Here is a 25,245-nt window from a genome sequence, read left to right on the forward strand (position 1 = left end):
CAGATCAAGCAGAATTGAACAATCTCATTGCCGCTACGAAGTGATTATTTTGATGTGAAGGAAAAGTGCTAGGTGCGGGTTTTCAGGAGCGTCGCAAACAGGGATGTTTGCGACGCAGCGTACAGGGACGTATTCACAGCGGTCCTGAAAACCCGTACCCAGTGCTTTTCCGCCAGCAATCCTGCAGAAGAACTTAGCGGACCCCGTACTTAACCAAGGCGCTCGAGCAAAGCCTCAACAATAGGCTGATTAGCATCCGGAAAACAAAAATCCGGTAATTCTGAAACAGCAACCCAAGCCAGCTCCTGCCCCTCAACACCGCGCTCTTTTCCGCTGAACTGGGTAACAAACCAGGTATCCAAAAACACCTGCTTATCCCCATAGTCATGGCGAACCTCGATTAGCGGCTCCATGGCTTTCACTTCAATATCGAGCTCTTCTTTCAGCTCTCGACTCATCGCTTGTTGAATGGTCTCACTGTCCTCGACCTTGCCGCCCGGAAACTCCCATCGGCCACCCATATGCAGGTGGTCGGGACGCTTGGCTAACAGGATTCGACCATCGACGCCGAGAATGACACCGACTGCAACGTGAATATGCTCGATCACCGACGCGTCCATCAAGTGCGGTACTCTGCATTGATGGTCACGTACTCGTGGGAGAAATCGCAGGTCCAGATGTGTTCACAAGCATCACCCCGTTGCAGGTCCACGGTAATAGTGAATTCCGCTTGCGCAAAAATTTTCTGCCCAGCTTCCTCGGTGTAACTATCTGCGCGACCGCCGGCTTCTACAATCTGGACATCATCGAGAAACACACTGATCTTACTGGTATCCAGGTTCTCGGCACCCGCATTACCAATCGCCATTACCAGACGACCCCAGTTCGGATCAGATGCGTACATCGCGGTTTTTACCAGTGGTGACTCACCTATTTCAAACGCCATACGCAGTGCTTCAGTTGGGGTGGCCGCGTTGTTCACCCGCACGGTAACAAACTTGGTCGCACCCTCACCGTCTTTCACAATGGCTTGCGCCAGCTCGATATGCACATCCACAATGGCCGCCTTCAACTGTGCAAAGGCCTCGCTACCCCTTTCAATTTCACGGCCGGTGGCGCCACTGGCAATCAGCACGCAGGCGTCGTTGGTGGACGTATCGCCATCCACACTAATGCGGTTGAACGAAGCATTCACCGCTTCCTTAACCAGTTCGTCCAGCACTGACTGCGCAATGCACGCGTCGGTAGCCACATACGCCAGCATGGTCGCCATATTCGGCTGGATCATACCAGCCCCCTTGGCGATACCAGCGATGGTGACGGCCTCACCGCCGATATCGACAGTACGACTGGCCGTCTTGGGACGGGTATCGGTGGTCATGATGGCTCTGGCCGCACTGTCCCAGGCATCCGCCTGCAGGTTATCCACAGCCGCTGGCAACGCGTCGAGAATCTTCTGTACCGGCAGGTGCTCACCAATCACCCCGGTACTAAATGGCAGTACTTGCTGCGCTTTGATTTTAAGCGCGTTCGCGACCCCTTCACAGCTTTGTTGCGCGGTTTTCAGGCCTCGCTCTCCGGTGGCCGCATTGGCATTGCCAGCATTGATCAAAAGCGCGCGAATTTGCCCCTGGCGAATGTGCTCCTTGGCCACCAGCACCGGTGCCGCGCAGAAGGCGTTCTGGGTAAAGGTCGCGGAAACACTGGCACCTTCGGCGATTTCGATCAGCAACAGGTCGTCACGCTGCCAGTTTTTGATTTTGGCGGGAACGGCGGAAAGGCGGATACCGGGAACCGGAGGAAGTGGCTGCGCCATGAGGTTACGTCCTTGAGCAAAAGCGGGTAGTGCGCGAATTATAAATAAAAAGGCCCGCCGGGTAAGGGCGGGCCTTTACAGAATCTAATGCGTCAATAACGACTGCACAATAGTTTTCAGGTAGGAGTGGAGGAAGTCAGCTTGCCGTGGCACTGCTTGTACTTCTTACCCGACCCACAGGGACAAGGGTCGTTGCGGCCAACACGGGGCCCACGACGTACCGGCTCCGGAGTTGCTTCCGCCGTGGCGGTTTCTGTTTCCGGCAATGCTGAAGCCTGGGCATGTTGCAACTCCAGTTGCTGACGGCGCTGAGCCTCCAGACGACGCTGCTCCATTTCTTCCATCTGCTCGCGGGTCATCGGCTCTACATGGGCCAGCACGCGGATTACCTCGTGCTTGAGGTTTTCCAGCAGGGTCTGGAACAACTGGAAAGACTCGCGCTTGAATTCCTGCTTGGGGTTCTTGTTGGCGTAGGCGCGCAGACCGATGCCCGCGCGCAGATGATCCATGCTGGACAAGTGCTCTTTCCACAATTGATCCAGCACCTGCAACATCACCTGACGCTCGATTGTGGGCATCAGGTTTTCATCGCCTGTGCTCTCGGCAATACGTGCGAGCTTCTGCTGATACGCCTTCTGTGACTCTTCAACAATTTTTTCCCGCAGGCTTTCCTCGTGCAGGGTGCGGTCTTCGTCCAGCCACTGCTGTATCGGTAATTGCAGCCCCAACTCGGATGCCAGCTGTTGCTCAAGCGCGGGAATATCCCACTGCTCTTCCACACTCTGCGGGGGCACATGGGCAGAAATCACTTCGTTTACCACATCGTCGCGAATGGCGGTAATGGTGTCACTGATGTTCTCTGCTTCCAGCAACTCGTTGCGCTGTGAGTAGATCACCTGACGCTGGTCATTGGCGACATCATCGTATTCCAGCAGCTGCTTACGGATATCGAAGTTGCGTCCTTCCACACGGCGCTGGGCTTTTTCGATGGCGTTAGACACCATGCGGTGCTCGATGGCTTCGCCGCGCTCCATACCCAGCATCTGCATAAAGTTCTTCACCCGATCAGAGGCAAAGATACGCATCAGGTTGTCTTCGAGGGAAAGGTAGAAGCGGGTCACACCCGGGTCACCCTGTCGACCGGCACGGCCCCGCAGCTGGTTGTCGATGCGGCGGGATTCGTGGCGCTCGGTACCGATGATGTGTAGGCCGCCAGCCTCAATCACGGTTTCGTGGCGCTTCTTCCACTCGAATTTGATCTTCTCGATCTCTTCCGTAGTTGCCTCTCGCCCTTCGCTCTGTTGCAGCTCTTCGACTTCCGCTTCCCAGTTACCCCCCAACACAATGTCAGTACCGCGGCCCGCCATATTGGTGGCGATGGTCACGGTACCCGGGCGACCTGCCTGAGCGATGATCTGGGCTTCTTTTTCGTGGAACTTGGCGTTCAGCACCTGGTGCTCGATCTTGGCTTTCTGCAGCAGTCGGGACATTTCCTCAGAGGTCTCGATGGACGCGGTACCGACGAGAATCGGCGCCTTTTTATCCCGGCAGTACTTGATGTCCTCAATAATGGCTTCGAGCTTCTCTTCCTTGGTGAGGTACACAAGATCATTGAGGTCTTCGCGCTGCTTCTCGCGGTTGGTGGGAATCACCACCACATCCAGACCGTAGATCTGACGGAACTCGAAGGCTTCCGTATCCGCGGTACCGGTCATGCCGGCGAGTTTCGGATAAAAGCGGAAGAGGTTCTGGAATGTTGTGGAGGCGAGCGTCTGGCTCTCACTCTGGATCTGAACGTTCTCTTTCGCCTCCAGCGCCTGATGCAGGCCCTCGGACAGGCGGCGGCCCGGCATGGTGCGGCCGGTGTGCTCATCGATCAGCACCACCTGACCGTTTTGCACAATGTAATCCACATCGCGGTTGAACAGCACGTGGGCACGCAGGGCAGCATTGACATGATGCAGCAGGCCCAGGTTACCGGGAGCATAAAGTGATTCGTCTTCCTTCAGCAGGCCGTTGCGAGTCAGCAGATCTTCGATCAGCTGGTGCCCCTCTTCGGTCATCTCTACCTGACGGCTCTTCTCGTCCACGGTGTAATGACCTTCGCCACCTTCTTCGCCGCGCTCCAGCTGCGGCACAAGCTTGTTCATGGCCATATACAGCTGAGAAGAATCTTCCGCGGCACCGGAGATAATCAGCGGGGTGCGGGCCTCGTCGATCAGGATGGAATCCACCTCATCCACAATGGCGAAATTCTGCGGGCGCTGGGTACGATCTTCCTTGCGCAACACCATATTGTCGCGCAAATAATCGAAGCCGAACTCGTTGTTGGTACCGTAGGTGATGTCTGCCTGGTAGGCCGCTTTCTTGTCTTCCGGATGCTGCTGAGAGACCACGATTCCAACCGTGAGGCCGAGGAACTCGTATACCGGGCGCATCCAGTTGGCGTCGCGGCTGGCGAGATAGTCATTCACGGTTACGATGTGAACACCCTTCCCTTCCAGCGCGTTCAGGTAGGCGGGTAATGTCGCCACCAGGGTTTTACCCTCACCGGTGCGCATCTCGGCGATATGCCCTTCATGAAGGGTCATACCACCAATCATCTGCACGTCGAAGTGGCGCATTCCCAGGGTGCGGTCACTGGCCTCGCGCACCGCGGCAAAGGCTTCCGGCAGGATCTTGTCGAGGGTCTCACCATCCGCCAGACGCTGGCGGAACTCATCGGTCTTGGCTTTCAGCGCGGCGTCGTCCAGCGCTTTGTAGTCGTCTTCCAGCGCGTTAATCTTCGCGACAACCTTGCGCATGCGCTTCAGTTCGCGGTCATTTTTTGAGCCGAAGACCGTTTTTATCAGTTTGCCAATCATTATTCAGAAACCACATTAATGCTGATTATGCCTGCAGGGCCAAAAATGGGGCCTCTGCGCAGAAAAGAGTGCAAGTAAACAGGAAGGCGCCAGACGCCGCAACAGTCTAACTTGGTGCAAACACCAGAGTTGCGGGCGCCATTACGGGATTACAAGGGCCCCGTGCGCAAGAATAGAGGATAGTTGTTATCTGCCGGTACGGCGGATATAGCTGGCAGGATCGACCGGTCGGTCGTTTTTATACACTTCGAAATGCACATGGGGTCCGGTGGAGCGGCCACTGGAACCCATCAGGGCGATCACCTGGCCGCGCTTGACCACATCACCAACCTTGACCTTGAGTTCACTGTTGTGCCCGTAGCGGGTCTTATAGCCATTGCCATGGTTGATTTCCACCAGCTGGCCATAGCCATAACGATCTTCCGCCCAGGTCACCACGCCGGCCGCCACGGACACAACATCAGAGCCCTTCTTGCCGGCGAAATCGACACCTTTGTGCCAGGAGCGGCGGCCGCTGAAAGGATCGGTACGGTATCCGTAGCGGGAAGACATCCAACCGCGAGTAATCGGGCGGCCGGCGATAAACTGTTCGTCCTGCAGCTGGCGGCGCGCCATCAGGTTATCCAGCGTCTGCAGCTGCATCTGGCGGTCTTCGATTTGATCGGACAGATCGCCGATGACTTCGAGAAACTCGGGGGGCTGGTAGGGGAGCTCGCTGGCACCACTGATACCCGGGTCTTCCGGGCCGCCCACAGCGGGCATACTGCCAAACTGAAACTCACCTTCATCCAGTTTGGCCATGGTAGTAAGCCGCTCACCCAGCGCGTCCAGGCGGGTCAGCCGAGCCTGCATCTCCGCAAGCTTTACCGTCAGTGCGGTGAGCTGCTCACGCGCCTGCTGATCCGCTTCCTGAATCTGATCCTGCTGTTTGCGCAAGGCCTTGTTCCACGCCTTGACCGCGCGGGAGTCGAATACGTCGGATTCTGTAGCGGGAAGGTTGGCCCCGATAAGCAACGCGCCAACGGGCAGGCCCAACAGACAGAGGCCGAGCAGAGCTTTACTCAGGCCACCGAAGTTGAAAGTGCGCGACACACCGCCGCGGTCATTGACGAGGATAACTTTCATTTCAGGCGCATTTCTGACGTACAAGGTTTGCGACAAATTGTTGTTTTAGTATTCGGCCCTCGACAGTCTTTCAGTCACAGCATCGAGACCAGAAGTTTCCAGTCAAAACGCGCACGAGCCCGTTACACACGGCTCTTCAGTGACTTCTGTCGGAGGCCGGGACTGCCGCATCCTGCTTGCCCCGGGCGCCATCCTCATGGCGAGTGCCAGCCAATGTAACACGCACTGGCGGCGAAATAAGAATACTGGCGCACAAATCATTGCTCGCCACAAACAAAAAAGCCGGCAATTTTCGTGCCGGCTTTTGCGTCAAGTGCTTCTTACACCGCCAGAATCGGCTTGACGTAAGAGATTGGCGCTTCCTGTTCATCTTCGAAAGTAACCATTTCCCATGCGTCTTCCTGAGCCATCAGGGTACGCAGGGATTTGTTGTTCAGAGCATGACCGGATTTAAAGGCCTTGAACTCACCGATCACACTGGTACCCAGCAGATACAGGTCGCCGATGGCATCGAGAATCTTGTGCTTCACGAACTCGTCTTCATAGCGCAGACCACCCTCATTGAGGATACGGTACTGGTCGATAACGATGGCGTTATCCACACTGCCGCCCTGCACCAGACCTTTGGAGCGCAAATACTCGATTTCGTGCATGAAGCCAAAGGTACGCGCACGGCTCACTTCCTTCACGAAGGAGGTGCTGGAGAAATCTACAGAGGAGCTGAGGTTGCGCCCCTCGAAAACCGGGTGATCAAAATCAATGGTGAAAGACACCTTGAAGCCGTTAAACGGCAGGAAACTGGCAACCTTATCGCCCTCTTCCACAGTCACCGGCTTCTTGATCCGCAGGAATTTCTTGGGAGCGGCCTGCTCCTGAATACCTGCAGACTGAATCAGAAACACGAAAGGACCGGCACTGCCGTCCATGATCGGCACTTCCTGGGCGGACAGTTCGACAATCGCATTGTCGATACCCAGACCAGCCATGGCGGACAGCAGGTGCTCAACCGTGGCTATACGCACGTCACCCTTCACCAATGTGGTGGAGAGCAGGGTGTCGCCCACGTTTTCAGCACGCGCTTCAATCTCAACCACCGGATCCAGATCGACCCGACGGAATACGATACCACTGTTCACCGGCGCCGGTTTCAGGGTCAAAATGACCTTCTTACCGGTATGCAGGCCAACACCAGTGGCACGAATAGCGTTTTTGAGAGTGCGCTGTTTGATCATCTATATCTAGGTTCCCAATCGGTGAGCTGCGCACGAACCGCAGCGAGCCGGCGATAGTAACAGAAAATATACGCCAAAACTACAGAAACCCGTTCGGTCATTTCCCGGAGTGTCTGCAGTTACGGCACACCATTTCCACCCTGCTTCCCAAAAGCATAGTCCACTGAGAAGACTATTGCGCCAGATCGGCGCACAGGCCGGAAACAATCTGGTGTTTATTGTACGCCTTTACCAGGCTGCTGGAGGTTAACAAGTGTTAACTTACGCCCAAAACCTGAAGGTCACCACATTTTATGGTCGGGTTGCTGAATTCCCCCTGAATGCCACCGCCTTCCTGCGATGTACTACCAGTTTCTTCCCTGTCTGTTCTTATCCAAAAGCTGCGCTTTCGGCCCTGGGGGGAGCGGTACCTCAGGTTAGGAAGGTTCCGCTCTCCTCGCCGGAGTGGGCGAATGCCCGGAATTTCACCGGGCACAGACATGAGCAGATGCCGCCGCTGCTCCAGCGAGCCCCTCACAGGGTGATGGATACCCTGCTGGACCCAAAGAGCCAAACGGTATCAGTCCGCCTGACGGCGCAGGAATGCAGGAATATCCAGGTATTCCATATCCTGATCCGGGCTGAGGGACGGCATGGCGCGCTCGCGCTTCACCTCAGCGCGGGCGTTGTTGCGCACTTCTTGCGTCTCGCGGGCAGTCTCTGCCGGCGCCGCTGGACGAACCGACTCACGGGGCTCAGCGCGACGGGTGTTATCAACCACTTTAGTCGGGCGGGCGACCTGGGCACCGGCATCACCGAGGCCCGCGGCCACGACAGTGACACGCATCTCGTCACCCAGCTTGTCGTCCACCGCGGTACCAATAACCACGGTGGCGTCGTCGGAGGCGATCTCCTGAACAATCTGCCCCACTTCGGAGTATTCGCCCAGAGTCAGCTCCTGACAGCCGGCCTCTTCGCTTCCGGTGATGATATTCACCAGAATGCCGCGAGCGCCCTGCAGGTTGACGTTGTCCAAAAGCGGGCTGCGCACCGCTTTTTCTGCCGCCTCGCGGGCACGGTTTTCACCGACCGCAGAGCCGGAGCCCATCATCGCCATACCCATTTCAGACATTACGGTACGCACATCCGCAAAGTCGACGTTCATAATACCGGGACGGATCATCAGGTCGGCAATCCCCTGCACCGCGCCCAGCAGTACATTGTCAGCTTCCTTATAGGCGGCCTTCATGGTGATCTTGTTGCCGAGCACTTCCAGCAGGCGATCGTTGGGGATGGTGATCAGAGAGTCCACTTTGTCGCGCAGCTCGAGGATGCCCTCTTCTGCCACGGTGGTACGCTTGCGCCCCTCGATCATAAACGGACGAGTGACCACAGCAACGGTGAGGATACCCAGGTCCTTGGCAATTTCCGCCACGATTGGAGCACCGCCGGTACCAGTACCCCCCCCCATACCCGCAGTGATAAATACCATGTCTGCACCGGTCAGTACTTCCGCGATGCGCTCGCGATCTTCCAACGCAGACTGACGGCCCACATCCGGATTCGCGCCCGCGCCCAGGCCTCGGGTAATCGTGTTTCCCAACTGCAGGATGGTCTGCGCTTCCACATCTTTCAGCGCCTGAGCATCGGTATTGGCACAGATAAAGTCCACGCCGTCTACTTCACTGGCAATCATGTGCTTGACGGCATTACCGCCGCCACCACCGACTCCAATCACCTTAATGACAGGCTTATCCTGTACGCTATCTACGAGTTCGAACATTGCTGTTCCCCTTTTTTGCTCATGTCCAAATTTATTAATTTGTCCGGGTATTTATTTTCGGCATTAGGGCCCCCTGCTAAAGGTTGCCTCTAAACCAGTGTTTAACCTTGTCCCACCACTGGTTTTCGTCGTGCTTGACTCGGGGCTGGCTACCCTTGCTCTCTTCCGCCTTGATGGCATACATCAGCAAGCCCACCCCAGTGGAATAGATGGGGTTGCTAACGATATCGGTCAGTCCGGCAATACCCTGTGGTACGGCCAGGCGCACAGGCATATGGAAAATTTCTTCCGCCAGTTCGACGGCACCTTCCATTTTTGAAGAACCGCCCGTTAATACAATGCCCGCAGCACACAGGTCTTCAAAACCGCTACGGCGTAACTCCGCCTGCACCAATGTGAACAATTCGTCGTACCGAGGCTCCACCACTTCCGCCAGCGCCTGGCGGGACAGGTCCCGCGGCGCGCGGTCGCCCACGCTCGGCACCTTGATGGTTTCCCCTTCACGGGCGAGCTTTGCCAACGCACAGGCATATTTGATCTTCAGGTCTTCCGCGTGAGGCGTCGGTGTACGCAATGCCATGGCAATGTCATTGGTTACCTGGTCGCCGGCAATAGGAATCACCCCGGTGTGTCGAATAGAGCCACCGGTGAAAACCGCAATATCCGTGGTGCCACCACCGATGTCTACCATGCAGACACCGAGCTCCTTTTCATCATCGGTCAACACCGCATAACTGGAAGCCAATTGCTCCAGAATGATGTCTTCCACTTCAAGGCCACAGCGGCGGATACACTTCTCGATATTCTGCGCCGCATTCACCGCGCCACTGACCAGGTGCACCTTTGCCTCGAGGCGTACACCGGACATCCCCAGAGGTTCTTTCACCCCTTCCTGATTGTCGATCAGGTATTCCTGCGGCAGGGTGTGAAGGATTTTCTGATCCGCGGGGATCGCCACCGCCCGCGCAGCGTCAATTACACGATCCAGATCTTGCTGGGTCACTTCGCGGTCTTTGATCGCCACGATACCGTGGCTATTCAGACTGCGAATATGACTACCGGCAATACCCGCATACACCGAGTGAATCTCACAGCCCGCCATGAGCTCGGCTTCTTCCACCGCGCGCTGAATAGACTGCACTGTGGATTCAATATTCACCACCACGCCCCGCTTCATACCGGTAGAGCGGTGAGAGCCGATTCCGACGATATTCAATTCGCCGTCTCCGGAAACTTCACCAACGATCGCCACCACCTTGGATGTACCGATATCCAACCCGACGATCATGCGTGGTTCTGAGGACTGTGTCATTCGTATTTCAACCTCGCGGAACATTGCGCCGATCCACATTGTGCATGTCGGATCAGGGCCAGGTACCGCTTTTTATCTGCCTGTTTTGTTGTCAGTTTTGTTTGTTTTCCGTTGCCTTCCATTGCACCGCAACTGCGTTGTTATAGCGGGCATCCACCCCCGCGACTTTTTGCAGATGCGGCGCCAGTACGCCGCGTGTCAAACTGAGAAAGCGATCGACCCGCTCCAGCAGTTCATCGTGCCCGAGCTGCAAATGAATACCGCTCACCAGCTCCAGCTGCCAACCCGCCAGGTCATCGAATGAGAGGCGGCGCACTTCCATATCTTTGGTGGTCAACAGTCCAGCCAAGGCCTGGTACTGCATCATGATTCGATCCACCAGATCTGCGTCGCCAGCCAACTCCGGCAACCGCAGGTCTTTCAAATTTTCCGGTCGTGGCAACAAAGCCCCGCTGGCGATCAGAAGTTGGTCTCCGCCCCAGATCGCGAGCGGCTCTGCTTCCTCAACGACGACCTCAATCCCGTTGGGCCACCGGCGACTTACCGTTGCGTTAACAATCCACGGATCGGCCAACAGCGCATTGCGTATCTCATCGATATTCATTGCGAAGAAGCCGTTACTCAGGTGCGGTAGCAATATATCTTCGACCGCTTTCTCACTGACTGCTCGGAACGGCGCCTTCACACGCACATTTTCCAGGGCATCCATGCGGCTCAATTCCACCGCAGGGGCCTTCTGCCAGAGCCAGTGCGCGGTGTAACCCAGCGCACCGGCGACCAGCAACAACATGCAGACCGTACCAAGAACACGCAGCACCCCTGGTGCGGACTGATGATCCGGGTTCGGTAAAGCGCGAGCGCCACGCACCGCCTTCTTCGGTTTTCTATTCTTCGCCACTTTTTCGCGGGACGATTTTGTTTCTCTACCCACTGCCGGCTACCGTTACTTGTCGCCGAGGCGCCATTCCGACAATTGCTGGGCCAGGCCACCAACGTTACCTGCCCCCTGGGTAAGCACGATATCCCCAGGCTCCAGAAGATCCGCAAGGATTGGTGGTACCTGGTCAACTTTTTCAGCAAAAATCGGATCCACCTGCCCGCGATTGCGAATGCTACGCGCCAGAGTTCGCCCATCGGCACCCGGGATTACTGCTTCGCCCGCGCTGTATACATCCAGAAGAACCAGCTTGTCGACCTGTGAAAGCACCTGCACAAAATCTTCGAACAAATCCCGGGTACGGGTATATCGATGGGGCTGGTACACCATCACCAGCCGCCGCTCTGGCCAACCGTCACGCACCGTCTTGATCGTCGCGGCAACTTCTCGGGGATGGTGGCCGTAGTCATCCACCAACATGACCTTGTCCGCATCCGGGTCGTCACTGACTGGGTACTCACCGTATATCTGGAAGCGACGCCCAACGCCCTGGAAGCCTTTCAGCCCTTCGCGGATAGCGGCGTCGCTTACCCCTTCTTCAGACGCCACTGCGATAGCTGCCGTCGCATTCAGTACATTGTGGATACCGGGTACATTGACGCATACATCGATTACGCTGCCATCGGGGCGCAACACATTAAAGAAACTGCGCAGCGGTTCCTGGCGCACATCACTGATGCGAAAGTCATTACCCTCATCGAATCCATAGGTGGCGACCGGTCGCGCCAGCTTAGGAATAATTTCCTGAACATTTGCATCGTCACCACACATCACCGCCAGCCCATAAAATGGCAGGTTGTGAATAAAGTCGATGAAGATCTGTTTGACCTTTTCGAAATCTCCACCATAGGTTTCCATGTGATCCGCATCGATATTGGTCACTACGGTAACCATCGGCTGCAGATGCAGGAAGGAGGCATCGCTCTCATCCGCCTCGGCCACAAGGTAGCGACTCTCACCGAGCGCGGCATTTGCGCCGGCACTGTTCACCAACCCGCCAATCACAAACGTGGGATCCTTGCCGTCAGCGGCAAAAATTGACGCAATCAGACTTGTAGTCGTGGTCTTACCATGGGTTCCGGCAACCGCAATGCCGTAGCGATACCGCATCAATTCACCGAGCATCTCCGCACGGCGCACCACAGGGATGCGGTTCTCCCGCGCCGCAGTCAACTCGGGGTTATCACCGTAGATGGCCGAAGAATTGACCACGACATCAACGTCCCTGACGTTTTCGGCGGTGTGGCCAATCTGCACTTTTACACCCAGGCCGCGCAGTCGCTCGGTTACCTTGCTGTCGCGCAGGTCCGAGCCTGATACTTCGTAGCCCTGGTTCTGCAGCACTTCTGCAATACCACTCATTCCCGCACCACCCACACCAATAAAGTGGATACGGCGTATACGACGCATAGCGGGTACGTGATAGTGGCGCTCGCCCGTTTCGCTCATAACAATTCCTGATTCGGCGCTTCCGGCTTTTCCGTCAGTCATCTCAGCACCTTAACTCTTCGCGGCACACGGACAGCACTCGACTGGTTGCGTCGGGTTTAGCCACGCGACGCGCAGCTTCAGCCATGGCCAGTAATTTTTTGGGATCGGCGAACAAACTGCTCAACAACTTCGCCAGCTGGTCCGCATCCAGATCATCCTGCTGGATCACACGAGCGGCGCCCGCCTGCTGCAACCACTCTCCGTTTTTTGTCTGGTGGTCATCAATGGCGAAAGGGAAGGGCACCATGATTGCACCCAGCCCCGCCGCCGCAATTTCGGAAACCGTCAGAGCACCTGAGCGACAGATCACCAGGTCGGCCTGGCGATATGCCGCCGCCATATCAGCAATAAACGGCACGACATCCGCCGCCACACCTACACGCTCGTAGGCCTCTTTCGCCACATCCAGGTGTCGCTGCCCGGCCTGATGCACCACCAATGGCCGGCTGTCCGCCGGTATTTTTGCCAGCGCCTGAGGTACCAGCTCATTAATCGCCACCGCTCCCAGGCTGCCCCCCAGAATTAACAGATGTGGAGGCTGCCTGGTGCCAACGCGCTGGGCAGGCTCCGGCAGACTGGAGATTTCCTCACGCACTGGATTTCCGACCTCTTCCGCCTTTGGGAGACCGCTGGGGAATGCTTCCAGCACACGGTTCGCAACTTTGGCCAACAGCCGGTTGGTCGTGCCCGCCACCGCGTTCTGTTCGTGAATAATCAACGGGACTCCGGCAAGCCGTGCGGCCACCCCACCGGGGCCCGTAGCAAAACCGCCGAATCCAAGAACCGCATCTGGTCCCACGGCTTTCACAACCTTGCGCGCCTGCCAAATCGCTTTAGTGATCTGCAGCGGTGCTTTCAGCAGTGCCGCCTTACCTTTGCCGCGAATGCCTTCAACAGTAATAAAGTGCAATGGGATATCCGCCGCCGGAATTAATTGCGACTCAATACCGCGCATAGTCCCCAACCACTCGATCACAGCACCCTGTTCCCGCAGAGCATTGGCCACCGCCAGTGCAGGGAATACATGACCACCGGTGCCACCGGCCATCATTAGGATTTTCTTGCCGGCAAACGGCTTGGCATTGTCGCTCGCGCTCATCACGCTGCCTCCCCGGTTTTCCGATCGCCCAGTTGCAGTGGGTTGAAAATCGGCAACTGACTTATTTTGGCGAAACGACCCTGGTCCTCTCCTTCGTCACTATTCAGTTCTCTCTGCGCGCGCCAGGCGAGTGCAAACAATCCGAAGCACACCACCAGGCTGGAACCACCAGAGCTGACAAACGGCAGCGTCAAACCTTTTGTAGGCAAAAGGCCCGATGCCACCCCCATATTCACGAACGCCTGCCCAGCTAACAGCACCGCAATACCGAAGGTCAGCAGTGCGGCGAAATAAGCCTGCTTTTGCAACGCCTTGCGCACCAGCCTCAGCAGGGACCAGGTCAGTGCGCTGTACAGGGCGATCACCAGCAGGCCACCCACCAGGCCCCACTCTTCCGCGAGAATCGCAAACACGAAGTCGGTGTGCGCCTCGGGCAGGTAAAACAGCTTCTGCACGCTGTTTCCAAGCCCCACGCCAAACCACTCACCACGCCCAAACGCAATCAGCGACTGAGTGAGCTGGTACCCGGCCGCGTACTGCTCGGCCCAGGGGTCCCAGAAAGTCGTCAGGCGCTGTAATCGGTAGGGACTGAAAATCGCCATCATCACCAGGCCACAGGCCGCCAGAGCTACCAGCATAAAGGTGTGCGGCAGGCGCGCACCAGCGAGAAACACCATCGCCAGTGCGGTGCCGGCAATAACCACAACGGAACCAAAATCCGGCTCCAGCAACAGCAGAATCGCCACGACTCCCAGCACGGAAATCGGCACCATAAAGCTGCTCCAATGGCGCAGCTTTTCCTGACGCCGGGTCAGGAAACTGGCGAAAAATACCAGGCAGCAAAATTTGGCAATTTCCGCTGGCTGCACGGTAATCGGCCCCAGTGCAATCCAGCGCATACTGCCGTTGACTGCACGGCCAACACCTGGAATCAGCACTACCACTAACATGGCACAGGCAAAAATCAGCAATGTCCACGACAGGTTTGACCAGGTACTGAGGGAAATTCGGCTCAGCACAAACGCACCCAGCACACCCACAGCAAGAAATACCAGATGCCGCTTTAGAAAGTGCCACTCGTCATTGTATAGATCCGAGGCGTAAGCAACCGACGCTGAGGCGACCATCACCACACCGATACTGGCCAATGCCGCGACACAGAAAGGCAGCACCCAGGCATATGGATCGACTTCCTGATTGGCAGCACTCAGAGGCAACTTACTCACTGCGCACCTCCATTTGCCGGACTGGAATACAAGTGGTCCTCTACAACACGTCGAAAGGCTTCACCACGCGCTTCAAAATTTCGATACATATCAAAACTGGCGCACGCCGGTGACAGCAGTACATAGTCACCAGAATGCGCCAGTGCACGGGCTTTGCTTACCGCATCAGACATATCCACAGCGGTTTGCTGTGGAACCTTGCCATCGAATACCCGAGCGATCGCTGGACCATCCACGCCAATGGTCACCAGCCCACGCAAGGCATCCGCCGCTTCCACCAACGGTGAAAAATCAGCGCCTTTGCCATCGCCGCCAGCAATCAAAACAATCTTACGCGCATCGTCAGCCAAGCCATCGAGTGCCGCGCGCGTGGCACCGACATTGGTACCTTTGGAATCGTTCACATAAATGACGCCGTCTTTCTCGCCCACGCGCTCACAACGATGCGCAAGCCCTGTAAAAGTGCGCAACACGTCAAGCATTGGCGCCATGGGAATTCCCACCGCATTGCCCAGTGCCAGCGCAGCGAGCGCATTGGCCGCGTTGTGACTGCCCACCATGGCCATCTCATCGCTGCGTATCAGTTTCTCAGCGCCTTTGGCCAACCACTGGCCGTCTTCCGCGCTGATCACACCGAACTGACGTAAGTCCGGTCGGTCAAGGCCAAAACTCCACTCGAGCCGATCTTTCCCGAGAGGACCGCGGGTGAGTGGATCTGCCCGGTTGACCACCAGCTGCTCTGCATGACGGTACACTCGCTGCTTCGCTTGGTGGTAAGCCGCAAGATTGGCATAGCGATCCATGTGGTCCGCGCTGATGTTAAGGATGGTGGCGACATCCGGCGCGAGAGCACTGGTCGTTTCGAGTTGAAAGCTGGAAAGCTCCAGAACAAATACATCCGGCAATACGGGGCCACATCGATCCAGCATATCCAGCACCGGCACACCAATGTTCCCACCCACTGCCACACGCATCCCCGCGGCTTCGACCATCTTCCCCATCAGGGTGGTCACGGTGCTTTTACCATTGGACCCGGTTATAGCAATAATCTTCGGTTTTACTTCAGCGCGATTGATTTCCCGCGCGAACAATTCGATATCGCCAACCACCGGGATACCAGCCTTCACCGCAGCCGCAATCGCCGGTTCCGCTACTCCGATACCCGGGCTCACGATGATTTCGCTGGCCGCAAGTAAGGTTTCCTGGTTCAGCGGGCCACACTCCACTGGCACGTCCGGAAATTCTGCGCGGAACTGAACCAGTGCGGGCGGCGTCTCGCGGCTGTCAACGACCACAGGAGAAATACCCTGGCGCAGCAGATAGCACACCACCGATTGTCCGGTAGCGCCCAGTCCGATCACCACTTTTCTCTCTGAAGTTGCGATTAGGCTCATTGGTTTTATATAAATTCCGCGATTTACTTTGTTTTGTTGCTTAACGTAGTTTGAGAGTTGCCAGCCCTGCCAGTACCAGTACTACGGTGATAATCCAGAAGCGCACGATCACGCGCGGTTCCGGCCACCCTTTCAGTTCAAAGTGATGGTGCAGCGGCGCCATGCGAAAAATACGTTTTCCGGTCAATTTGAAAGACGCCACCTGCAGAATGACCGACACAGTTTCCATCACGAAGACACCACCCATGATGAACAGCACTATCTCATGGCGGGTAATCACCGCAATGATGCCGAGCGCCGCACCCAGTGCCAGCGCGCCCACATCGCCCATAAAGACCTGCGCCGGATAGGTGTTGAACCAGAGGAACCCGAGCCCCGCGCCACCCAATGCCGCGCAGAACACCGCCAGCTCACCCGCCCCGGAAATAGACGGAATATGTAGATACGTGGCGAATTCCACATGACCAACCAGGTACGCGATCACACCCAGAGCGCCGCCAACCATGACAGAGGGCATGATCGCCAGACCATCGAGACCATCTGTCAGGTTCACCGCATTACTGGAACCCACTACCACGAAGTAGGTCAGCAGGATAAAAGTGACCGGCCCCAGATTGATCGCTACATCCTTGAAAAAAGGTACGAACAACTGGGTTTCCGCCGGCGAAGTCGCGGTCATATACAGGTAAATCGCCGCTCCAAGCCCCGCCACGGACTGCCAAAAATACTTCCAACGGGCGATCAGCCCCCGGGAGTTCTTCTCCACCACCTTTTTGTAATCATCGACAAACCCCACCGCACCAAATACAAAGGTGACCAGCAGGGTGACCCATACCAGGCGGTTGCTGAGATCAGACCAGAGCAGCGCGCCGGAAAATATCGCCGCGAGAATCAGCGTGCCCCCCATGGTCGGGGTACCAGACTTGCTCAAGTGCGATTGCGGACCGTCGTCACGAACCGCCTGCCCAACCTGCAAACGGTTTAACCAGGTGATCATGCGCGGCCCCACCAGCAGGGATATACCCAATGCGGTGAGGGCACTGAGGATTGCCCGTACAGTCAGGTAGTCAAAGACCGCAAAGCCCTTCTCATATTGTTGTAGATATTCGGCCAGCCAAAGCAGCATGAATTAAACCTTCTCTTGATTCCCGTTGGTCAGTGCCTGCACAACCAGTTCCATTCGCGCACTGCGGGAACCTTTCACCAGCACAGTGGTGCTTCCATCCAGTTCCGACGCCAACGCCTGTATCAGCGATTCGCGTTCAGAAAAATTCCTTTGTCCGTTGTGACGACCGGTCGCAAACTCCACGCTCGCCGCGCGGCTCAATGTGCCCAGAGTAAACAGCTGGTCGATGCCGCGGTCGCGGGCAAGTTCACCCATATCCCGGTGGGCACGGTCCGCTTCTGGCCCCAGCTCCGCCATATCGCCAAGTACCAGAATCCTTTTACCGTCGCGCTGGGCAAGCAGCTCAATGGCTGCACTCACCGATCCTGGGTTGGCGTTGTAGCTGTCGTCGATAACCGTTGCCCCATTGCGTCCCTGTAGCGATTGCATGCGCCCGCCTACGCCGCTTGCGGCACTGAGACCACCGGCGATTTCAGCTCCGGGTATTCCCGCCGCATGCGCACAGCCCGCTGCCACCAGCGCGTTGTGAACATTATGCTCACCCAGCACTTGTAACTTGACCGGGTGAGACACGCCTTCGACCACGAGATCAAAAGAGGCGCAACCCAATGCATCCATCTGGATATTATCGGGATGGATCGCACACTGGTGCCCGAAGCCGACTTCCAGGGTGCGAACGCCTTCCGGCATTTCACCGCGCCAGTAATCGGCATAGCTGTCATCTGCGTTCACCACCGCGATCCCATCCGGACCGAGGCTGGTGTATATCTGTCCTTTGGCGGTGGCGATACCATCTACGGATCCGAAGCCTTCCACGTGGGCGGGCATCACATTGTTGACCGCAGTGATGCCGGGCTTTGCAATTCCACACAGATAGCCTATTTCGTCGGGGCCGCTGGCCCCCATCTCAACGATCAGAACTTCGTGCTCCGCGGACAGGGAAAGCAGGGTCATGGGTACACCGAAATGGTTATTCAGGTTCCCTTTTGTCACACAGACACGATGGCGCTGCCCGAAAATGGCCGCCATCATTTCTTTCACCGTTGTCTTACCACAGGAACCGGTAATACCGATCACCGGCCCAGTGAACTGTTCACGGCACAAGCGGCCAATCTGCCCCAGCGCGATATTGGTATCTGCCACCAGCCACTGCGGCATGCTGGAATTTTCCAGGCGCTTTTCGGTAACCACGCCGAGCACCCTGCCGTCGACATCCGCGAGAAAGTCATGCGCATCGAACGTCTCACCACGCAGCGCTACAAACAAGGCTTCCGCGTCCAAGTTGCGCGTATCCGTACACACCGCATCAAAGGTCACCGGGCCATTGATCAGCTCGCCACCGAACCGCTGCTGTAATTGTTCCAGAGAGAGCGGTGCAATCATTGCTCGCTCCCAGCGGTCGCACGCTGCTCCAGAGCGGCAGCGGCCTGTTCGCGATCGCAAAAGTGCAGTTTTTCACTACCGATCAGCTGATAATCCTCATGGCCCTTGCCGGCAATCAGCACGGTATCACCGGGTTCGGCTTGCGCGATCGCATAAGCAATGGCTTCAGCACGATCGACTTTTACTACGCACTGGTGACCATCAACTCCCTGCAAAATGTCATCAATGATTTTCTGAGGGTCTTCACCGCGAGGATTATCGCTGGTGACCACCGCGCTATCGGACAACTCTGCGGCAATTCTTCCCATAGGGGCGCGCTTGCCGGAATCGCGATCCCCACCACAACCAAATACGCACCACAGCTTGCCACGACAATAGGGGCGCGCTGCTTCCAGCGCCGCGCGTAACGCGTCTGGGGTATGGGCGTAATCCACCAGTACGCTGATATCCCCTGCGACGCGACCGGCAACACGCTCCATCCGCCCCGGTACCGGGCGGATATTTTCGAAAGCGACAAGTATTTCCTTGAGTGGTATTCCAGCGGCGCCAGCCGCAGCAACCACTGCCAGGGCGTTGTGAAGATTGAAATCCCCGATCAATGGTGCTTTCAGCTCACCCTCACCCCAGGGAGTGATCAGGTGCACAGAAAAACCGCTATCCAGACGCTTGAGGTCACGGATCTGCAGATCACCGGATTGCAAGCCATACGTGATGGTTTTCAGGCCGCGCAGTCTGCAGCGCTCGACCATCTGCGCACCGAAGGGATCGTCAATATTGATAACGCCACGCTTCAACTTCGGCAGGCCAAACAGTTTTTCCTTGGCGGCACCGTAGGCGGCCATATTGCCGTGGTAATCCAGGTGATCGCGGGTCAGATTGGTGAATACCGCGGTATCAAATTCCAGCCCGTGCACCCGCCCCTGCGCCAGGGAATGGGAAGACACCTCCATTGCGCCAGCGCGGGCACCCTGAGCAAAAAATTCTGCGTAGTCTTTTTGCAGGCGTACCGGGTCGGGGGTAGTGAGACCGGTATCCACCAGTTCGATATCCCCCTCTCGCCACACACCGTTGCCGATGGTGCCCATTACTGCGGCGCTGCCAAAATGTGCCGCCAGCACTTGCGCAGTCAGATAAGCACACGTGGATTTGCCATTCGTGCCGGTCACCCCCACGAGATACATGGATGCACTGGGGTTACCGTAAAAACGTGCAGCAATCTCACCAACCCGGGCTGCGAGACCGGGCACGGTGACGACCTGGACACCACTGCGCTCCTCGGTGCCGAGCGCCTCGCCGTCCGCGAGCACTACGGCTGCTCCGCTGGCAATTGCGCTGTCGATATATTCCCGCCCATCTACCACTGTGCCGCGCAGCGCCATAAACACATCACCCGGCAGCACCTGGCGGCTGTCCAGGGCGACACCGGTGACAGAAATATCAGGAATACCTGCGTAGCCTGGCACCAGTGTGGCCAGGGATACGCTGTGCACCTCAATCCCGCTCGGCGCGCCAGTTTGCGTCTGTTTTTGCTGGGTCACGATGTAGTACCTCTCTCGTCCAGCTGCGTCGCCAACTGCTGATCAGCCGGCGCAATTTTTTCCGGTGGAACCTGCAGCAAGCGCATAGCACCCGTCATCACTTTTCCGAACACCGGCGCGGCGACTTCACCGCCGTAATATTTGGCACTGGTGGGGTCGTCAATCACCACCACCGCCGCGAGCCGCGGATTGTCCGCTGGCACAAACCCGGCAAACACCGAACGATAGCGGTTGTCCGCGTATCCCTCGCTGCCCACCTTGTGCACAGTGCCGGTCTTTCCCGCCACCCGATACCCTTGGACAGCAGCGTGCTTCCCGGTACCCTCGGGGCCAATTACGGTTTCCAGCATCGCGGTCACTTCCCGCGCCAGCTCAGACTCCACAACTCGGTCGGCATCTTGCGACTTTTTGCCGTTCTCCAGAATCAGCGAAACCGGGCGTTTGAGCCCGGCGTTTGCAACGACACTGTAGGCCTGCGCCAGCTGCACGGCGTTCACTGTTAAACCGTAGCCGAAAGCAAAGTTGGCCAGCTCAATGGGGTGCCATCGTCCTCGCGTTGGCAGTATTCCGGGCGCCTCCCCGGGGAATCCACTGCCAACGGCCTCACCCAACCCGAGCCGATAAAAGAGTCCACGCAAGGTTTCCGGCTCCAGATCCATCGCCACCTTGGTGATCCCCACCTGGCTGGACTTGGTAATCACCCGGGTCAGGTCGATTTCGCCGTAGTTGACCGGGTCCAGCAGGGTTTTGCCGGGCAACCGGATATAGCCGGGACTGGTATTGATCCGGGTGTGCGGTTGCCAGCGCCCGGTCTCCAGAGCGGCCAGTGCAGTCAACGGCTTGATCGTAGAACCCGGTTCAAACTGATCAATCAGGGCCCGATTACGCATGGCGGCCGCTTTTACCCCGGCACGATTGTTTGGGTTGAACGAGGGCTGATTGGCCATCGCCAGCACGTCGCCGGTACGCGTATCCAGAATCACCATATAACCCGAGGCGGCACCATTTTCGGTGACCGCTTTTTTCAGCTCGCGATAAGCCAGATACTGCAGGCGCATATCGATGGTGAGCTGCAGGTCACGCCCCGGACGCGCCTCCTGTTTCACCGCGAGATCGCGCACGGTGCGGCCTTTCAGGTCTTTCACCACCTGACGCTTGCCCGGCTCGCCCGCCAGAGACTGCTCGTAGGCAAGCTCGAGCCCCTCCTGCCCAAGGTCGTCAATATTAGTAAAGCCCAGTAGCTGCGCCGTGACTTCACCGGCAGGGTAGAAGCGGCGATATTCTTTTTTGCTGTAGACGCCCGCAAGATCCAGCTGCAGCACCTTTTGCGCGCCCTCCGGCGTCATATGCCGGCGCAGATACATGAACCCCTTATTGCGGTACTTCTCCAGGCGCTTGGCCAGTTTTGCCGGCGGCGTACCCAGCGCAGCCGCAAGGCCGCGCAGTTGCTTGGCATCCGCCTCCTTCAACAGCTGCGGGTTGGCCCAGATGGTGTGTACCGGAGTGCTCACCGCAAGCAATTCGCCATTGCGATCCAGAATACTGCCGCGGTATGCGGCAATCTCTTCGGTCCGGATAGTGCGGGCACGCCCCTGATCCTGTAGGAAGCGGTAACCTTTATCCTGCTCCGGCAACACCTGAAGGCTCGCCAGATGCACCACCAGTGCCGCCGCAAGCGCACACAGCAATCCCGCCATCAACGCAAAGCGCCAGCGGGCGATACCCTGCTGCTGTTGTTGCTGCTTTTTCACGGCACCCATCGAGGCTTCCCTGAATCCCTGTTGTTATCGGCTTGACGACCACTAATTTGCAGTTACCAGCACACGCTCCGACGGTTTGGGCGCATGCATTTTCAGTTTTTCTTTCGCTACCTGCTCGATGCGGCTGTATGCCGACCAGGCGCCGCGCTCCAGAAGCAGGCGCTCCTGCTCGTAGCGCAACTCATCCCGGTAGCGCTGCGCTTGCTCGAGCTGCGCAGTGAGCACCCGGCTCTGATGTGTGGTGTGCACCACTCCCAGAGCGGAAACCATGACGAGCCCCCAGAGGCCTGCCACCCACCACTTACTGTTTGTATTCGCAGCCATGGCCAGTAATCAGTCCGCCAGACGCTCGGCAACTCGCATCACCGCACTGCGCGAGCGCACATTTTCACCCACTTCCTCCGCCTCGGCCTTTACCGCTTTACCAACCGAGCGCAGCGTCTTGCGAATCTGGCTGTCCATCACCGGCAGCCCGCGGGGCAGCTGAGGCCCCTTCTCCTGGTCGCGGATAAATCGCTTCACAATGCGATCCTCCAGAGAGTGGAAACTGATGATCACCAGGCGCCCACCGGGCTTGAGTAACGCCAGAGACTTATCCAGGGCCTGGTACAGGTCGTCCAGCTCTCCATTTATATGAATCCGAATCGCCTGGAACACGCGGGTGGACGGGTGCTTACCCTTTTCCCATGCGGGATTTGCCGCCTTCACCACCTCCGCCAGGTCCAGTGTCCGCTCGAACGGACGCTCCACCCGCCGCCGCGCAATAGCGCCGGCCATACGGCGCGCAAAACGCTCCTCGCCGTACTCCTTGAATACCCGCGCCATTTCGGCTTCGGACTCCGTATTCACCCACTCCGCGGCGCTCATACCGCGGCTGGTGTCCATGCGCATATCCAGCGGGCCGTCCTGCATAAAGCTGAAACCGCGCTCCGCCTGATCCAGCTGGGGCGACGAGACCCCCAGATCCAGCAGGATTCCGGATACCTGCCCAGCACGACCGGCGACGGCCTGATCCATATCCGCAAAAGAGCCATGCCAGATCGCAAAACGCGGCTCGCCAGCGAAGCGTTCACGGGCAAACTCGATGGCCTGCGGGTCTTTATCCACCGCCACCAGACGGCCCGCACCATCCAACTGCTCGAGCACCGACGCACTGTGACCACCGCGACCAAAAGTGCCGTCGATATACAAGCCGCCCGGATCCACCACCAGGGCGTCCACAGCCTCGCGCAACAACACACTGCGATGCAGATCCTGGGACACCCCACTCTCCTGCGATTGATTAGTTTCGGTTACAGGGAAAGAGAAGCCATTTCTTCCGGCATTTCTCCATCCCCCTCACTGTCATCGAGCCAGTCCATCCAACGGTCCTCGCTCCACAACTCCAGTTTTTTACCCTGCCCCACCAGCATCAGCTTCTTCTCCAGACCGGCGTATTCGCGCAGGGTCGGCGGAATCAGCACGCGACCGTTGGCATCGACCTGAAGCTCGCAGGCGTATCCGATCAACAGTCGCTGGGCCCGCCGGGCCACCTTGTTGAAGCTGGACAGCGCCTCAATCTTTGGAAGAATTTCACGCCACTGGGCATCAGGATAGACGAGCAGACAACGCTCTTCCGTATGTGCCGTCACAACCAGGCGACCACCACAATCTTCCAGCAGCGAATCTCTCACCCGCGCCGGAATCGCCAGACGCCCTTTGGCGTCCATATTGATTGCGTGACTGCCCAGATACATGGATCAGCGATTGCTCAGTTGGTAAACAGTTATGTGCTTGAGGGCTGGCACTTATTGCCACCGAGCGGCGCGATAATGCGTGAATAACCACTCACCACCACACCAACTCCACTTATACCCACATTTTTCCACTTTTCTCCACTTACGACACTATAAATCTGGGCACAACAAAGTCAAGGAAATAGAAGGGATAAACACGGAAAAAGCCCAGTAATTTCGCGGGCTGCAGGCGAAGTGTTCACATTTCAGGCAGGACACTAACTGTGCAAAACGACAGCAAAGCAAGCACTTACTCTGGCAACTTGATAATTCACTTTAAGTTTACGCGGAAGCCCCATGAGAGACCTCAAAAACTCCAAAGGTAAGCGGGCACTTACAGGCGGTCGCCAACCACACCTCAACACCAGGAAAAACGCGCCAATACAGACTGTCGCGTCACGCCTTAATATTGAGAGCGCGGGGAGAGTTTCAGCGCCAGATAACCTGCAATCAGGCGGATATGGCAGGGGTTAGAACAGGGAGGCATATAAAAATCAGCTTTTATTATTTTTAATGGACATCGACACGCTGTAGCTTTGCCCTATTCAAAATTCAGCAGGAATTTATCGACATGGGCCTAACAGCCGGACTGAGTAAACAAAGCGCGCCCTCCCGCACCTTCCATCACGGTGCCGACCTGGATGCGCTCAACCAGCGATTCAAAGGTAGCAAGCCCAGCGAGATCATGGCGTACACCATAGCGGAAGCGGAAAACCCGGTGGTCTTCACCAACTTCCGCCCACTGGCCGTGGCTTTTCTGCACCTGGTCACCCGCGCCAAGCCTGATATTCCCGTAATCTGGGTCGATCACGGCTACAACACGCCGGAGACCTACCGCCATATCGAGAAGGTCATCAAACTGCTGGATCTGAACCTGTACACGTATTCGCCGAAAATGTCCGCAGCCCACTACAACGCCGTATACGGCGGTATCCCGCCCCTGGACACCCCGGAGCACGACTTCTTTTCACGCACGGTGAAGCTGGAACCCTTCAACCGCGCCATGCAGGAGTTGAAGCCGGATGTGTGGCTAAATGGTATCCGTCACGATCAGAACGCGCACCGCAAGGGGCTGGATGTGTTCACCAAGGGCAACCACGGCACCATTCGCGTAGCGCCGATGTTCCACCTCAAAGAGATTGATGTGGAAGAGTATGTTTACGAGAACGATCTGCCGGATAACGATGTGTACTTTGACCCGACGAAGGGTGAGGAGCATCGTGAGTGTGGGTTACTGCTGCAAAAGTAGCACCAAATAGTCGATGCGAAGGGGCTGATATCGGGTATGGCCTTGCGAGACCTTCTGCGACAGGGATGTCGCGGAAGAGCCCCCAGGGATGGGTTCACGGCGTGTCTCGCAAGGCCATGCCCGGTAGCAGCACCGCCACCGGACCTTTCAAGTACT

Annotated in this window: 20 protein-coding genes; 1 reads left to right on the forward strand and 19 read right to left on the reverse strand. The window is 57.2% G+C overall.

From position 1 onward, the window contains the following. Positions 1-209: 209 nt before the first annotated feature. From mutT to mraZ, 19 genes are all read right to left on the reverse strand, one after another. Complete coding sequence (gene mutT / locus AU11_RS06685; RefSeq protein ID WP_081847970.1) at positions 210-620, reverse strand: 8-oxo-dGTP diphosphatase MutT; 411 nt, start codon at positions 618-620, stop codon at positions 210-212. Then, a complete protein-coding gene (gene argJ / locus AU11_RS06690; RefSeq protein WP_043317375.1) occupies positions 620-1,816 on the reverse strand; it encodes a bifunctional glutamate N-acetyltransferase/amino-acid acetyltransferase ArgJ in 1,197 nt (398 codons plus the stop codon). Before argJ ends, mutT begins: the two co-directional genes overlap by 1 nt. Positions 1,817-1,932: 116 nt before the next feature. After that, positions 1,933-4,680 (reverse strand): preprotein translocase subunit SecA, encoded by a 2,748-nt coding sequence (secA, locus tag AU11_RS06695; RefSeq protein ID WP_043317376.1) that lies wholly within the window; start codon positions 4,678-4,680, stop codon positions 1,933-1,935. Positions 4,681-4,866: 186 nt separating this feature from the next. Continuing rightward, positions 4,867-5,805 carry a M23 family metallopeptidase gene (locus AU11_RS06700; protein ID WP_043317377.1) on the reverse strand — a complete coding sequence of 313 codons (939 nt, stop codon included), beginning with the start codon at positions 5,803-5,805 and terminating at the stop codon, positions 4,867-4,869. Positions 5,806-6,125: 320 nt separating this feature from the next. Continuing rightward, the gene (gene lpxC / locus AU11_RS06705; protein WP_043317379.1) at positions 6,126-7,037 is read right to left on the reverse strand and encodes a UDP-3-O-acyl-N-acetylglucosamine deacetylase; all 912 of its coding nucleotides are present in this window, start codon (positions 7,035-7,037) and stop codon (positions 6,126-6,128) included. Between the two features lie 559 nt (positions 7,038-7,596). Next, the gene (gene ftsZ, locus AU11_RS06710; RefSeq protein WP_043317381.1) at positions 7,597-8,799 is read right to left on the reverse strand and encodes a cell division protein FtsZ; all 1,203 of its coding nucleotides are present in this window, start codon (positions 8,797-8,799) and stop codon (positions 7,597-7,599) included. Positions 8,800-8,875: 76 nt separating this feature from the next. Further along, positions 8,876-10,111 carry a cell division protein FtsA gene (gene ftsA / locus AU11_RS06715; protein WP_043318403.1) on the reverse strand — a complete coding sequence of 412 codons (1,236 nt, stop codon included), beginning with the start codon at positions 10,109-10,111 and terminating at the stop codon, positions 8,876-8,878. A gap of 91 nt (positions 10,112-10,202) precedes the next feature. Further along, complete coding sequence (locus AU11_RS06720; protein ID WP_043317383.1) at positions 10,203-11,042, reverse strand: cell division protein FtsQ/DivIB; 840 nt, start codon at positions 11,040-11,042, stop codon at positions 10,203-10,205. A gap of 12 nt (positions 11,043-11,054) precedes the next feature. Further along, positions 11,055-12,497, reverse strand: a complete 1,443-nt coding sequence (murC, locus tag AU11_RS06725) for a UDP-N-acetylmuramate--L-alanine ligase (protein WP_043317385.1) — start codon at positions 12,495-12,497, stop codon at positions 11,055-11,057. 43 nt (positions 12,498-12,540) lie between these two features. Continuing rightward, a complete protein-coding gene (gene murG / locus AU11_RS06730; RefSeq protein WP_051687011.1) occupies positions 12,541-13,638 on the reverse strand; it encodes an undecaprenyldiphospho-muramoylpentapeptide beta-N-acetylglucosaminyltransferase in 1,098 nt (365 codons plus the stop codon). Further along, a complete protein-coding gene (ftsW, locus tag AU11_RS06735; RefSeq protein ID WP_043317386.1) occupies positions 13,638-14,864 on the reverse strand; it encodes a putative lipid II flippase FtsW in 1,227 nt (408 codons plus the stop codon). Before ftsW ends, murG begins: the two co-directional genes overlap by 1 nt. Further along, positions 14,861-16,258 carry a UDP-N-acetylmuramoyl-L-alanine--D-glutamate ligase gene (gene murD, locus AU11_RS06740; protein ID WP_043317388.1) on the reverse strand — a complete coding sequence of 466 codons (1,398 nt, stop codon included), beginning with the start codon at positions 16,256-16,258 and terminating at the stop codon, positions 14,861-14,863. Before murD ends, ftsW begins: the two co-directional genes overlap by 4 nt. A gap of 40 nt (positions 16,259-16,298) precedes the next feature. Then, positions 16,299-17,384: a phospho-N-acetylmuramoyl-pentapeptide-transferase gene (gene mraY / locus AU11_RS06745; protein ID WP_043317389.1), complete on the reverse strand. Its 1,086-nt coding sequence runs from the start codon at positions 17,382-17,384 to the stop codon at positions 16,299-16,301. A gap of 3 nt (positions 17,385-17,387) precedes the next feature. Beyond that, entirely contained in the window at positions 17,388-18,767 is a 1,380-nt protein-coding gene (murF, locus tag AU11_RS06750) for a UDP-N-acetylmuramoyl-tripeptide--D-alanyl-D-alanine ligase (protein ID WP_043317390.1), read from the reverse strand. Continuing rightward, positions 18,764-20,305 (reverse strand): UDP-N-acetylmuramoyl-L-alanyl-D-glutamate--2,6-diaminopimelate ligase, encoded by a 1,542-nt coding sequence (locus AU11_RS06755; protein WP_231491661.1) that lies wholly within the window; start codon positions 20,303-20,305, stop codon positions 18,764-18,766. Before AU11_RS06755 ends, murF begins: the two co-directional genes overlap by 4 nt. Next, positions 20,302-22,065 carry a penicillin-binding protein 2 gene (locus AU11_RS06760; protein ID WP_043317392.1) on the reverse strand — a complete coding sequence of 588 codons (1,764 nt, stop codon included), beginning with the start codon at positions 22,063-22,065 and terminating at the stop codon, positions 20,302-20,304. Before AU11_RS06760 ends, AU11_RS06755 begins: the two co-directional genes overlap by 4 nt. Positions 22,066-22,107: 42 nt before the next feature. Next, positions 22,108-22,389: a cell division protein FtsL gene (gene ftsL, locus AU11_RS06765; RefSeq protein ID WP_043317393.1), complete on the reverse strand. Its 282-nt coding sequence runs from the start codon at positions 22,387-22,389 to the stop codon at positions 22,108-22,110. A gap of 9 nt (positions 22,390-22,398) precedes the next feature. After that, complete coding sequence (rsmH, locus tag AU11_RS06770; protein ID WP_043317394.1) at positions 22,399-23,328, reverse strand: 16S rRNA (cytosine(1402)-N(4))-methyltransferase RsmH; 930 nt, start codon at positions 23,326-23,328, stop codon at positions 22,399-22,401. A 29-nt stretch (positions 23,329-23,357) separates the two neighbouring features. Continuing rightward, positions 23,358-23,801 carry a division/cell wall cluster transcriptional repressor MraZ gene (gene mraZ / locus AU11_RS06775; protein WP_043317396.1) on the reverse strand — a complete coding sequence of 148 codons (444 nt, stop codon included), beginning with the start codon at positions 23,799-23,801 and terminating at the stop codon, positions 23,358-23,360. A 610-nt stretch (positions 23,802-24,411) separates the two neighbouring features. Between mraZ and AU11_RS06780 the strand changes: the two genes are divergently transcribed. Then, positions 24,412-25,089, forward strand: coding sequence for a phosphoadenosine phosphosulfate reductase family protein (locus tag AU11_RS06780; RefSeq protein WP_197023778.1), 678 nt, complete (start codon positions 24,412-24,414; stop codon positions 25,087-25,089). Positions 25,090-25,245: the final 156 nt, after the last annotated feature.

The organism is Microbulbifer sp. HZ11 (assembly GCF_000708675.1).
In the GTDB taxonomy this organism is placed as follows: Bacteria; Pseudomonadota; Gammaproteobacteria; order Pseudomonadales; family Cellvibrionaceae; genus Microbulbifer.